13 protein-coding genes are annotated in these 11,805 nt (G+C 64.2%); 3 read left to right on the top strand and 10 right to left on the bottom strand.

The annotated features are described in order from the left end of the window. A partial coding sequence (locus ABY403_RS07515) for an NAD(P)-dependent oxidoreductase (RefSeq protein WP_372840148.1) occupies window positions 1-675 on the top strand: 675 nt, incomplete at its 5' end. 67 nt (window positions 676-742) lie between these two features. Next, entirely contained in the window at window positions 743-1,864 is a 1,122-nt protein-coding gene (locus tag ABY403_RS07510) for a beta-ketoacyl-ACP synthase III (protein ID WP_372840147.1), read from the top strand. 27 nt (window positions 1,865-1,891) lie between these two features. Here ABY403_RS07510 and ABY403_RS07505 read toward each other — a convergent pair whose 3' ends face one another. The 4 genes from ABY403_RS07505 to ABY403_RS07490 form a co-directional block, all read right to left on the bottom strand. After that, window positions 1,892-2,473, bottom strand: a complete 582-nt coding sequence (locus tag ABY403_RS07505) for a thymidine kinase (RefSeq protein WP_372840146.1) — start codon at window positions 2,471-2,473, stop codon at window positions 1,892-1,894. A 194-nt stretch (window positions 2,474-2,667) separates the two neighbouring features. Further along, the gene (locus ABY403_RS07500) at window positions 2,668-4,017 is read right to left on the bottom strand and encodes a DEAD/DEAH box helicase (RefSeq protein ID WP_372840145.1); all 1,350 of its coding nucleotides are present in this window, start codon (window positions 4,015-4,017) and stop codon (window positions 2,668-2,670) included. Window positions 4,018-4,252: 235 nt separating this feature from the next. Continuing rightward, a complete protein-coding gene (gene dtd, locus ABY403_RS07495; RefSeq protein ID WP_372840144.1) occupies window positions 4,253-4,702 on the bottom strand; it encodes a D-aminoacyl-tRNA deacylase in 450 nt (149 codons plus the stop codon). Next, complete coding sequence (locus tag ABY403_RS07490) at window positions 4,699-5,622, bottom strand: carbohydrate kinase (RefSeq protein WP_372840143.1); 924 nt, start codon at window positions 5,620-5,622, stop codon at window positions 4,699-4,701. The genes dtd and ABY403_RS07490 overlap by 4 nt, the downstream gene beginning before the upstream one ends. Window positions 5,623-5,771: 149 nt before the next feature. On the opposite strand from ABY403_RS07490, the gene ABY403_RS07485 reads away from it, so the two are divergent. Further along, complete coding sequence (locus ABY403_RS07485) at window positions 5,772-6,191, top strand: Hsp20/alpha crystallin family protein (RefSeq protein ID WP_372840142.1); 420 nt, start codon at window positions 5,772-5,774, stop codon at window positions 6,189-6,191. A gap of 57 nt (window positions 6,192-6,248) precedes the next feature. Here the strand turns inward: ABY403_RS07485 and ABY403_RS07480 are convergent, their stop codons facing one another. The 6 genes from ABY403_RS07480 to ABY403_RS07455 form a co-directional block, all read right to left on the bottom strand. Beyond that, the gene (locus ABY403_RS07480; RefSeq protein ID WP_372840150.1) at window positions 6,249-7,352 is read right to left on the bottom strand and encodes a primosomal protein N' (replication factor Y) - superfamily II helicase; all 1,104 of its coding nucleotides are present in this window, start codon (window positions 7,350-7,352) and stop codon (window positions 6,249-6,251) included. Window positions 7,353-7,371: 19 nt separating this feature from the next. After that, window positions 7,372-8,478, bottom strand: a complete 1,107-nt coding sequence (locus tag ABY403_RS07475; RefSeq protein WP_372840141.1) for an SPFH domain-containing protein — start codon at window positions 8,476-8,478, stop codon at window positions 7,372-7,374. A gap of 20 nt (window positions 8,479-8,498) precedes the next feature. Further along, on the bottom strand, window positions 8,499-9,470 hold the full coding sequence (locus ABY403_RS07470; RefSeq protein WP_372840149.1) for a DUF2927 domain-containing protein: 972 nt from the start codon (window positions 9,468-9,470) through the stop codon (window positions 8,499-8,501). An 11-nt stretch (window positions 9,471-9,481) separates the two neighbouring features. Continuing rightward, the gene (locus ABY403_RS07465) at window positions 9,482-10,666 is read right to left on the bottom strand and encodes a toxic anion resistance protein (protein WP_372840140.1); all 1,185 of its coding nucleotides are present in this window, start codon (window positions 10,664-10,666) and stop codon (window positions 9,482-9,484) included. Then, the gene (locus ABY403_RS07460) at window positions 10,663-11,559 is read right to left on the bottom strand and encodes a 5-bromo-4-chloroindolyl phosphate hydrolysis family protein (protein WP_372840139.1); all 897 of its coding nucleotides are present in this window, start codon (window positions 11,557-11,559) and stop codon (window positions 10,663-10,665) included. The genes ABY403_RS07465 and ABY403_RS07460 overlap by 4 nt, the downstream gene beginning before the upstream one ends. After that, a partial coding sequence (locus ABY403_RS07455; protein ID WP_372840138.1) for a hypothetical protein occupies window positions 11,559-11,805 on the bottom strand: 247 nt, incomplete at its 5' end. The genes ABY403_RS07455 and ABY403_RS07460, both read right to left, overlap by 1 nt.

Here is an 11,805-nt window from a genome sequence, read left to right as displayed (position 1 = left end):
GTTACCAACACGCCGGGGGCCGTTACCGACGCCACCGCAGATATCGCCATGACGCTGCTATTGATGAGCGCGCGCCGCGCGGGCGAGGGCGAGCGGATGCTGCGCGCCGGGCGCTGGGGCGGCTGGCAGCCGACGCAATTGCTGGGCCAGCATGTCAGCGGCAAGCGGCTAGGCATCATCGGCATGGGCCGGATCGGCCGCGCGGTGGCGCGGCGCGCGCATTTCGGCTTTGGCATGCAGATCGTCTATTTCAACCGCTCGCCCGTTGCGGACCCCGGCCTGCCCGCGCGGCAGGTGGCCAGCGTGGCCGAGGCGATGGAGGCCGATTTTGTCGTGGTGGCGGTGCCGGGTGGGCCTGCCACGCGGCATCTGATCGACGCTGCCGCACTGGCCGCGATGCCGGCCCACGGGCATCTCGTCAACATCGCGCGCGGCGACGTGGTTGATGAAGCAGCACTGATACGTGCGCTTGAAAGCCGCAGCATCGCCGGGGCGGGGCTGGACGTCTATGAACGCGAACCAGAGGTTCCGGCCCGGCTATTGGCACTGGAAAATGTCACGTTGCTACCCCATCTTGGCACAGCGTCCGAAGAGGTGCGCGACGGCATGGGGCGAATGGTGCTGGCCAACCTTGCCGCTTTTGCCAGCGGTCAACCGCTGCCGAACACGGTGTGACCTCGCGGCGGGGGTTGACCTTTACCCCTTTGCGGGTTGATCTGGCGGCAACCGAGAAGGGGGCATTATGTACCAACCAGCGATCACCGCAACCGGGGTTTATGTGCCCCCCGATGTCATCACCAATGAGGAATTGGTCGAAAGCTACAACCAGCACGCCGACTGGTTCAACGCCAAGCATGCCGCCGAAATCGTCGCCGGAACGGTTGAAGCCAAGGAACATTCCTCGACCGAGTTCATCTACAAGGCCTCGGGCATTTTGCAGCGCCATGTGATGACGCGCGAAGGGTTGATGGACCCAGAGCGGATGTATCCCCACTTTCGCCAGCGCAGCAATGACGAGCCGTCGATGATGGCGGAAATGGCGCTGCGCGCGGCAGATCAGGCGCTGGCGCGCGCCGGGGTTGCGGCGACCGACTTTGATCTGGTGATCTGCGCGGCATCCAACATCGAGCGCGCCTATCCGGCGGTGTCGATCGAGATTCAGAAATTGCTGGGCGCCAAGGGGTTTGCCTTCGACATGGTGGTTGGCTGTTCATCGGCTACGGTTGCCATACAAGCGGCGTCCGACATGATCCGCGCGGGCAGCGTGCGCAAGGCGTTGATCGTCAGCCCGGAAATCACCACCGGCCATATCGAGTGGCGCGACCGTGATTGCCACTTCATTTTCGGCGACGCCTGCACCGCCGTGGTGATGGAGCGCGCAGAAGACGCGAAAGGTGCGCATTTCAAGGTGCGTTCTTGCAACTGCGCCACCGAGTTTTCCAACAACATCCGTAACAACAACGGTTTTTTGCGCCGCAACCGGCCCGATGGCATGGCAGATCGGCGCGATATGCAGTTCGTGCAGGAAGGTCGCAAGGTATTCAAGGAAGTGGTGCCGATGGTCGCAGCCCATGTGCTGGCGCATTTGCACAGCGAAGGGTTGGAGCCTGCGTCGCTGAAGCGGCTTTGGCTGCATCAGGCCAACAAGGGCATGAACGACATGATCGCGCGTCGCGTTCTTGGCCGCGACCCTGCGCCCGGCGAAACCCCGAATGTGCTTGAGGAATACGCAAACACCTCTTCGGCGGGCGCGATTCTGGCGTTCGACATGTCGAACGGCGAAATGCAGCCGGGCGATCTGGGGCTGATCTGTTCGTATGGTGCGGGTTATTCGGTGGGCTCGGTGCTGCTTGAACGCGCCTGAGCTTCGCGCGGTGCCGTTCTGGCGCGCTCAGGCGTCGCCCACGGCCTCACGCCAGTGCTTGCGGCAAAGCGACACATAGGTCTCGTTGCCGCCGATCTGCACCTGCTCGCCATCGCGCAGCGCGCGCCCGTCTGGCCCTTTGCGCACGACCATGGTTGCCTTCTTGCCGCAGTGGCAGATGGTGCGCACTTCGCGCATTTCATCTGCCAGCGCCAGTAGCGCGGCAGAGCCGGGGAAAAGCTCGCCGCGAAAATCGACCCGCAGTCCGTATGCCATGACCGGCACCCGCAGGTCATCAACCGCGCGCGCGAGTTGCCAGACTTGCTCGCGGCTCAAGAATTGCGCTTCGTCAAGAAACACGCAGGCGCAGGGGCCAGTATCCAGACGCGCCGCGATCATGACGTAAAGATCACTTTCGGCGTCAAACGTGTCTGCGGGCGAGCCGATGCCGATGCGGCTGGCGATCCGCCCTTCGCCCGCGCGGTTGTCGAAGCGCGCGGTCAAAAGATAGGTCTGCATACCGCCTTCGTGGTAGTTATGCGCAGCCTGCAACAGCAAGGTGCTTTTGCCCGCGTTCATGGTCGAGAAGTGGAAATGTAGCTTGGCCATGGCCGAGCCATAGCGCGCGGCGTGGGGCACAAGCAAGCCCCCGGCGGGGCAAAATACCCCCTCGCATGGCTGCTGCCAACGCGCAGGCCCAAGCGGGCGCTATCAATGCTGAAGATCGTCTCGCGCATCGTAAACGCGCGGCTTGGCGGCAGGCAGGAGGGTAGGGCGGCGCTTTGCGCACCGCCCCTTTTTGCTCAGGCAGCCTGTTCGCTTTTGGGCCGGCGCGAGGGGCGCCGTGCCGGGCGGGCATTGCCGCCCTCAGAGGCCGCTTTGCCGTGCTTGGCCGCAGGTTTCGGCCCCTTGAAGGCGGGTTTTCCGCCCTTGGGTGCGCCGCCCCGCCCATAAGATTTGCCGCCACCGCCGCCACCTTTGCGCCCACCGCCCGCGCGGCCAGCCGAAGGTTCCGGCATACCGACCGGGGCATCGCCGCCAATCACCGGGATTGCCTTCTTCATGGTCTTTTCGATGCCGCGCAGTTCTGCCAACTCGCCCGGTGCGCAAAACGCCACCGCCCGGCCAGAGCGCCCGGCGCGCGCCGTGCGGCCGATCCGGTGCACGTAGTTTTCGGGCACGTTCGGCAATTCGTAGTTATAGACGTGGCGCACCTCGGGAATGTCGAGCCCGCGCGCCGCCACATCGGTTGCAACCAGCACCTGCACCTCGCCCGAGCGGAACGAGGCAAGCGCGCGTTCGCGCTGGCCTTGGCTTTTGTTGCCGTGGATCGAGCCGACCGAAAAGCCCCAGTTGGTCAGAAGCTTGCTCAGCTTTTCCGAACCGTGCTTGGTGCGACCAAACACCAGCGCCAACTCGCCCGGATGTTTCGAAAGGTACTCGGCCAGCAGGGCCGCCTTTTCGCCCTGATTGACGAAATGCACACCTTGGTCGATCTTTTCTACCGGCTGGCCGGGGGGCGCGACCTGCACGCGCACCGGATCGCGCAGATAGCTGTCGGCCAGTTCTTCCATCAGTTTCGGCATGGTCGCCGAAAAAAGCATGGTCTGGCGCTGTTCGGGCAAAAGCCCCGCGATACGGCGCAGCGCGTGGATGAAGCCGATGTCGAGCATCTGGTCGGCCTCGTCCAGCACCAGATAGCGCGTTTCCGCCAGCGACAGCGCGCGGCGGTCCAGCAGGTCCAAAAGCCGACCGGGTGTTGCGATCAGCACATCAACGCCGCGCGCCAGCCGCTCGGACTGCACAAAGATCGACGCACCACCCACCACGCGGAACACCCGGATGGGCGAACCTTGCGCATAGGCGGTAAGGTTTTCGGCAATCTGGGTGGCCAGTTCGCGGGTCGGGGCAAGGATCAGCGCGCGCACGGTTTTCGGGTTCGGGCGGCGGTTCTGTTCGATCAGGCGGGTGATGATCGGCAAGCCAAAGGCAGCGGTCTTGCCGGTGCCGGTTTGCGCCAGCCCCAAAAGGTCGCGCCCGGCGACCAATGCGGGAATGCCCTCTGCCTGAATGGGCGTGGGCTTGTGCAGGCCAAGGCCCGCGAGATTGGAGGTGACAAGGCTCGAAAGCCCGAGGCTATCGAAGTTTTCCAAGTGTTTACTTTCAGATTGCGCCGGGCATGTGCCAAGCGCGCATAGGGTTTCGCCCCCACCTTGGCGGGGGCATTCGGGGCGGGGCGCAGGCCACTGGCCTGCCGGACCCCCGCGTGAATTGGGAACCATGTGCCGCATCCGGGCGCCCCCAAAGGGCACGGCTGCTCACGCGGCAGCGGATGTCGACCCGGCCCAAATGGGGTAAACGCGCGTAAATGTCAAGCGTTCTGACCCATCAGCCGCGTTCGGCGCTGTCCATCCAGATCGTCACCGGGCCGTCGTTGACCAGGGCCACCGCCATGTCGGCACCAAACTCGCCCATCTCTACGGTCAGGCCCAAGCCGCGCAAATGCGCAGCGAAATGCTGATACAGCCGCTCGCCGATTTCGGGCGGGGCGGCGGTGGAAAAGCCGGGGCGGTTGCCGCGCGAGGTATCGGCGGCCAGCGTGAACTGGCTGACCACCAGTGCCGCGCCGCCCACATCCTGCACGCTCAGGTTCATCTTTTCGGCAGCATCGCGAAAGATGCGCAGCTTGGCCACCCGCGCGGCCAGCTTTTCGGCTTCGGCCTCGGTATCGCCCTGCATGGCGCAGACAAGCAGCAGCAGGCCACGCCCGATCTCGCCCGTTACTCGTTCTGCCACGGTCACACGCGCTTGCGAAACGCGCTGCACCAGAACCCTCATTCCAGCTCCTCAGCCCAAGGCGGGTTCGCACCTGCGCGCGACACCGTCACCGCCGCCGCCTGCACCCCCAGCCGCAACGCGGCGCGAACAACCTCGGGTTCGGTCAGCGCCGCATCGCCCTTGCCAAGTACTCCGGCCCGCCCGAGCGCCGCAAGAACGCCTGCGTTGAAGGTATCGCCCGCGCCCACGGTATCGGCCACGGGCACCTTGCGCGCAGGTTCGAATATCGCCTGATCCGCCCAGAACGCATGTGCGCCCTTGGCACCTTCGGTCACGAACACAAGGCGCGTGCGGCCCGTCAAAACCTTCCGCGCCCGCGTTTCAATGGACCCCGGCCCGGATAGCCATCCAAGGTCTTCGTCCGAAAGCTTGACGATATCGGCAAGCTGCAACATCCGTTCGATCCGCGCGCGGTAGGCCACCGGGTCTGTGATGAAATCGGGGCGGACATTGGGGTCGATCATGCAGGTTCGACGCGCCGCATCGCGGGCCATAAGCGCCTCGTAGGCCGAACCGCATGGCTCGACCATCAACGAGATGCCACCAAAGAAAAGCGCCTCCGCCGCAGCTGGCAGCGCGGGCAGATCGGCAGGGGTCAGCATCCGCCCGGCGGTGGCCTCGTCATAAAACGCATAGCGCGCCTGCCCACCTGCGAGCGTGACGAAGGCCAGCGTCGTAGGCCGCGCCGAGCGTATCACCAGCGATGCATCGACCTTGGAGGAGGCTAGCGCCTGCATCAGCATCTCGCCGAACAAGTCCTGCGAGATGCCGCTTAAAAGCCCGCTTTCCGCCCCCAGCCGCCCAAGTGCCACAGCGGTGTTGAACACCGCGCCGCCGGGGTAGGGCGCAAAAGCAGCCTCACCCGCAGGTGTTTCGCGCATCAGCATGTCGATCAGCGCTTCGCCGCAACACAGGATCATTCCGCGCCCCCGTTTGGCCCATCCCCACGCTGATACCGCCGATCGTCCGACGCGGCAACCAAGCAGCGCGGCATAGCGGCAGTTCTTGAAAAAAGGTCGCGAAATCCCCACCTGCGAAGCAGGAAAAAACTCAGTTAAAGGAGGTCAAAATGGTTGAGAAATCCCTTACCAGCGGCTTCTGGCCAACGCTATATGAGCCTTTCCGCACCTTCGGCACCCGGCTTGCGGAATGGGTCGCACCCGCCGCCGAGGCGAGTGAAAAGGATGGTGCCTATACGATCGCGATGGAACTGCCCGGCGTAGACGAAAAGGACGTCGAGATCACCGTGGATGATGGCATCGTCACCGTGAAGGGTGAAAAGAAAACCTCGCGCGAGGAAAAGGGCGAAACTTGGTATTTCTCTGAACGCCAGTTCGGCAGTTTCTCACGCTCGTTCCGTCTACCGATGGATGCCGATGAAAGCGCGGTCAAGGCCGACCTTGTTGGCGGTGTGCTGACCGTTTCGGTCAAGAAGAAATCACCAGAAAAGATTTCAAAAACCAAGAAGGTGACGATCGGCAAGGGCTGAGCTAGCGCCTTGATCGCGCGTCTTGCTCGGGGGCCGGGGGTGCCGGGCCCCCGGCCTTTATTGCGCCTGCTGGCTGAAATAAATCACAACCCCCGCGATCACCGCCGCCACGATCACGGCGAAGGTGATCTTGATCCACGACCACGGCCGCTCGCCCTGCACCTTGCCGGTCTGGCCGTTGACCACGAAGCGAAAGCTTTTGCCGCGGTATTTGTAGGCGGCGGTCCAGACCGGCAGAAGGATGTGCTTGAAAGTCTCGTCCGACCAGTCGGTGTGGATGGTTTCGATCCGCTGCTCGTCACCACCGATGTCGCGGCGCACATCCGAGGTGATGATGCGCGCCATTTCCTCTCGCGCCAGTTCGTGGCCTTCGCCCAGTTGCACGGTGTAGCCTTCGGCGGTGAAGCCTGCGACGAAATCGGGGTTATAGGGCACCAGCGCGCCCAAGTCCCAAGGCCGCAGCGCATCGGTATGCTTGCGCGGTAGCGACCGCGCCGCGAGTATCAGCACATCGTCGAACGCGCGCGCCACGCGGCCCTTGACGCGGCTCCATCGGATATGGCGCACCCGGCGGCTTTCGCGCGTGGTCTTGCCGTTGCGCGTGACCGTGACCCATTCCGTCTCGTAATAGGCATCGCCCCGCTGCCCGGTATAGGCCGAGCGGGTATCGGCATCGAAGGTCCAGAACGGCGAATAGACCCCCGTCAGGCGGCGGCCACGGCGCGCGTATTGTTGCACCCCACCCGGCGCGAACCATAGCCGGCCAAGCCAGCGCCCAAGTGCTTCGCGCGCTTCGTCCTCGGTCAGCTTGAACGGGGCCAGCGCCTGCACCTTGATCATCCGGCTCGCGCCGGGGTCTACCACCACCGGTGTGGCGCAGAAGGGGCATTCGGTGGCGTGTTCCGCGCCCTCAAACTCGATCAGCGCGGCGCAATTGGGGCATGAGAGCGTGCGCAATTCCTCGGTGGCGGCCAGTGGCAGATCGGCGTGGAGCCCGGCTTGCAGATCAAGCTCGCCCAGCCCCGTGGCCGTGCCCTGGCCGGTCGCGGCAGGAATTGACTGGCTGTGGCCACAATGGTCGCACACAAGTTCGGCCTGCCCCGGCGCAAAGCGCAAGTCAGCCCCGCAGGCCTCGCAAGGGTAGCGGTGTTCCCGCTCGATTCCAGCCATCTGTCAGACCTCACACACCCGGCGGCGGTGGCGGCGGCAGAATTGTGAATAGCTGCGCAAGCTCTGGCACAGTGTCCGCGGCAACCCAGCCCGCATATCCCGGCGACCAGACCAGCGTGCTGCGCGTAAAGCTGCCATCGGCGGCCATGCGCCCCAGATGCCCGCGCCCATATGGCCCCTTGGTCGCACCGGCCTCGGCAATGTGCCACACGGTTTCCATCGGTGGCGGTGGTGGCGGGGCCATTGGTGCGGCTGCGGCCGCACCCCAAGGCCCCGGCTGCGCCATCTGCGCGCCCATCGCCATGCCCATGCCCGCGCCTACCGCCGCACCCATCGCGCCGCCCGCACCGCCTGCATTGCCCAATGCCTCGGCGGCAGCAAACTGCGTGTATTTGCTCAGATCGCCCGCCAGCCCGACCGATGTGCGCTTGTCGAGCACCTTTTCCACCTCTTCGGGCAGGCTTACGTTTTCGATGTAGAACTCGGGCAACTCCAGCCCGTACTCGGCGATTTTGGGCGCAATCGCGGTGTTTACCAACTTGGCCAGATCGGCCGTGTTCGCCGCCATGTCGAGCACCGGAATGCCCGAGCTTGCGAGCACGCGGCTCAGCTCTTGCACGATCACGTTGCGCACCTGAAAACTCACTTCGTCCGAGGTGAACTCGCCATCGGTGCCGACGATCTCTCTCATGAACCTCGCAGCGTCCGTCACGCGCATCGAATAGGTGCCAAAGGCGCGCAGCCGCACCGGGCCAAACTCGGGGTCGCGGCAGATGATCGGGTTCTTGGTGCCCCATTTCAGGTCATTGAAGCGGGTGGTGTTGACGAAGTAAATCTCTGATTTAAAGGGCGATTTGAATCCGTGGTCCCAATGCTGCAAGGTGGTCAGCAAAGGCATGTTGTTGGTTTCGAGCATATAGAGCCCGGGGCCGAACACATCGGCCAGTTGCCCTTCGTGCACGAACACCGCCGTCTGCCCCTCGCGCACGGTCAGTTTGGCGCCGTATTTGATCGCGTGCCCCTCGCGTTCGAAACGCCAGACCATGGTGTCGCGCGTATCATCGACCCAGTGGATGACATCAATGAATTCGCCGGTCAGAAAATCGAGAATACCCATGGGGTTGCTCCTGCACTAGGTCAACTGGTGCCGCCCATTAGCTGGGCGACGATGGTGGAAACGATCGGACGGGCCTCGGCTTCTAACATGCCGGTGCGAAGGCGCGGGTCATAAAGGATGCGCAGCAGCAGATCATCATGGCGGGTCAGCAGCGCAAACTCTTCATCGTCATTGAAGACCGATGGGCGTGCGGCCGGGCTGTCGTTGGCCAGCCCCATGCCCTGCGCCAGTTCTTCGTGAAAACACGACTGGCGCAACAGGTCCGGGTGTTCGCCACGGATCACTGCGACGGCACGCGTGTAAACACCGCTATCGCCCTGCGAAAAGGCAAAGACCACACAATAGGTGCTATCGGGCAGGTTCGTCACCGTGCGGACCACGGCGGGGTCGATACCGGGCACCAACGACGCCAGCCTTGGGCCGATTGCGCGCCGCTCATCTTCGTTCAGCATCAGCACGGTGAAATTGGGGTTCTGCGCGCTGACGCTGACCGGATGCCCGGTGACGTAACCTAGCCGCGAGGCGGTCGAGGCCAGCGTGATGCGGTCGGCGTTGCGCTGCGCCAGCGGGATCGAGGCACCGAACTCGATGTTCATGCGCACCGGCGCTTCCCAGCGGCGCAGGCGGGCGGCAGTTTCGCGCGCCACGAAATTGCCTCCGAACGAAGAGTATTCGTCATAAAGCGCGATGCGAATGAAGTTTTCCGTCAGTTGCGATGCGGAATACAAGGCATCTTGCGGCTGCAATTCGGTGCGAAGCAACCCCTGTGCCAGCATCCGCTCTTGCACCGCCGCAAAGCGTGTACGCATCGCCTCGCTGGTGGGCGAGCGCGGCGAAACGGCGGGTTCAGGCAGGGCGGCTGGTGCGGGGGGGGCCGTGGTTACCACCGCAGGCGGCAACTCGGCGCAGCCTGCCAGCATCAGCGCCGTGGCCAAAAGCACCGCCACCCCCGCCCGAGGGCGGAGGGCGAGGCTACGGCAAGGCAGCTGCATCTCGCGCATGTTCAGACCGAGGTGCCGATGGTGGCGCCAGCCTTGTCGTTGCGCGCGCGCGCCGAGGCGAGCGTGTCGCGCAGATCGGCCTCCATCTTCTTGAGTTCTGTCTCGGCCGCGGCGCGCCGCCGCTTGCCCTCGTCGGCAATGCGCAGGCTGTCCTCGATCGTGCCAATCAGCTCGGCATTGGCCGCCTTGACCGCCTCGATGTCGAACACGCCGCGCTCCATTTCCTCGCGCACGACCTTGTTGGCCTGCCGCAGGTTCTTGGCGTTCGCGGTCAAAAGCTCGTTGGTCAGATCGTTGGCGGCGCGCACCGCCTTGGCGGCCTCGGCGCTGCGCTGAATCGTGACCGCCTGCGCCAGTTGCGTTTCCCAAAGCGGCACGGTGTTGACCAGCGTCGAGCTGATCTTGGTCACAAGGCTCTTGTCGTTTTCTTGCACCAGCCGGATCGACGGCAGGCTTTGCATGGTCACCTGCCGCGTCAGCTTCAGATCGTGCACGCGCCGCTCAAGATCGTCGCGCGCCGAGCGCAGATCGCGCAACTGCTGGGCTTGCATGACCTGATCGTCCTCTGGTGCTTTCGCAACCTCGGCCTCTTTCGCAGGGATCGTGGTGGCATCGAGTTCGCGCAGCTTTTCCTCGCCCGCCGCGATGTAAAGCGCCAGCTCATCATAGAAACTCAGCGTCTTGTCATAAAGCATGTCGAGCGACTTGATATCCTTGAGCAGCTTGTGCTCGTGGCCCAAGAGGTCGTCGGTGACCTTGTCGATCTGGCCCTGCACGTTTTCGAACCGCGCAATGAAATCGGCAAAGGGTGCGGCGCGGCCGATCAGCTTTTCCCACCAGCTGCGACTGCGGCGCACGTCAAGCTCGGATACCGAAAAGCCGCGGATCGTGGTGACGATCTGGCGCAGGCTATCGCCCGCGGGGCCGACATCCTTGTTTTTCACGTCGGTCAGCATGGCTTGGCTGATAACCTGCAATTCGCTTTGCGCGCGCGCGCCGAAGTTGACGATCGAGCCGGTGTCGGTCAGGTCGATTTCGTCGATACGGCGGCGGATTTCTTCGGCCAGCGGCGCCGGGGCGTCTGCCAGCGCGACGACCTCTTTGCCCGGCTCGGCCAGCACCACGGCGGTTGCGGCCTCTACTTCGGCCAGCGCCGCGGCGGCCTTGTCGCGAACGGTATCGGTCATGGCTTTGTCTCCACTGTTGACGGGCTAGGCACGCCCTCGCGCGCCAGTCGGTCGCGCAATACTTCGATTTCAATGTCGAGGTCTTCGCGCCCGTTTTCAATCAGTTCCAGCGTCTGAGCGGCGAAAGTCGTTTCAAGGTCGCCAAGCAGTGCCTCATAATCGGCGCGCGCCTTGGCATCGCGCGTGGCTGCGTAAAGGTCGGCAAAGCGCGCGGTCGCATCGCGCGCGCCCAATAGATACACGCCCATGTATTTGCGCGCCGCGGTCAGATCGCGCGGGTCATCCTCAACCGCGCGAAACAGCGCGCGCGCCTGCGCGATGAACTGGCCTACGCGGGCCTCAAGCTTGCGGTCGCGCGCACGCAATATGGCATCCTGCATCCCGGCCAGCAGTTTTTCGCCCTCGCCCACCACGCGGGCCACGCGGTCTTGCTGAAAGGCGTCCACCCCCTCCATGCCCTTGTCGCGCATCGGGTCAAGGCCGAAGGCCAGAAGGTGCAGCACAATGCCTACCGCGCTCAGAATGATCGGGCCCGAAAAACCGGCACCGGGGGCATAGGCCCCAAGAAATAGCCCCGCGCCCACCAGTACCGCCCCCAGCCCCTTGCGCGGAAACGCAGGCCGACGCGCCACCTTGCGGGCGTTAAAGGCCGCCTCGGCGCGCAACCCCTCGCGGGTGACGAAAGCGGCAGTGGCAAAGGCCGCGAAGGCTGCGAAATCGACGGCAAGGCCCGCCGCCGGTTCACCAAAAGCGGTCAAAAGAAACGGGGTCGCCGCCGCCACTAGCCACGCCGGGCGCGCCGCAAGCGGATGGCGCGGCACCGCGGCGGGTTGGCGGGCCTGCATGTCAGGCTTGGCCTGTGGGCTGAACTTTCCGCCAAAGCGCTCTGCCATCACCAACCTCCGGTAAAGGCGACGTAAAGTGTCACCGCCAAAAGCAGCAAGAACGCGACGCGCCGAGTTGCAGACTGCGACATGGGGCCCCCGGATTTCAGCGCCGGAAGATACCCGGCCCCCTTGTTATAGGCGCGGCGGGGCCATGTTGCCAGCAATTCAACCATTTCCGTCGGGTACGACAGTCGGATGCCTGTTTCCGATCCGCAGCAATTACCCCGCAGCAAATTGTGCCGCGCGGCAATC

Origin of the sequence: Phaeovulum sp. (assembly GCF_041596715.1) — a bacterium.
Lineage (GTDB): Bacteria > Pseudomonadota > Alphaproteobacteria > Rhodobacterales > Rhodobacteraceae > UBA6213.
Note: the sequence above shows the minus strand (reverse complement) of the source record. Positions and strands in the feature narration are given on the sequence as shown.

Excerpts from the sequence above, each read along its gene's own strand:
- ABY403_RS07475 (WP_372840141.1), bottom strand. The coding sequence starts at position 8,478 with ATGGGTATTCTCGATTTTCTGACCGGCGAATTCATTGATGTCATCCAC.
- ABY403_RS07510 (WP_372840147.1), top strand. The coding sequence starts at position 743 with ATGTACCAACCAGCGATCACCGCAACCGGGGTTTATGTGCCCCCCGAT.
- dtd (WP_372840144.1), bottom strand. The coding sequence starts at position 4,702 with ATGAGGGTTCTGGTGCAGCGCGTTTCGCAAGCGCGTGTGACCGTGGCA.
- ABY403_RS07490 (WP_372840143.1), bottom strand. The coding sequence starts at position 5,622 with ATGATCCTGTGTTGCGGCGAAGCGCTGATCGACATGCTGATGCGCGAA.
- ABY403_RS07465 (WP_372840140.1), bottom strand. The coding sequence starts at position 10,666 with ATGACCGATACCGTTCGCGACAAGGCCGCCGCGGCGCTGGCCGAAGTA.
- ABY403_RS07505 (WP_372840146.1), bottom strand. The coding sequence starts at position 2,473 with ATGGCCAAGCTACATTTCCACTTCTCGACCATGAACGCGGGCAAAAGC.
- ABY403_RS07460 (WP_372840139.1), bottom strand. The coding sequence starts at position 11,559 with ATGGCAGAGCGCTTTGGCGGAAAGTTCAGCCCACAGGCCAAGCCTGAC.
- ABY403_RS07470 (WP_372840149.1), bottom strand. The coding sequence starts at position 9,470 with ATGCAGCTGCCTTGCCGTAGCCTCGCCCTCCGCCCTCGGGCGGGGGTG.
- ABY403_RS07485 (WP_372840142.1), top strand. The coding sequence starts at position 5,772 with ATGGTTGAGAAATCCCTTACCAGCGGCTTCTGGCCAACGCTATATGAG.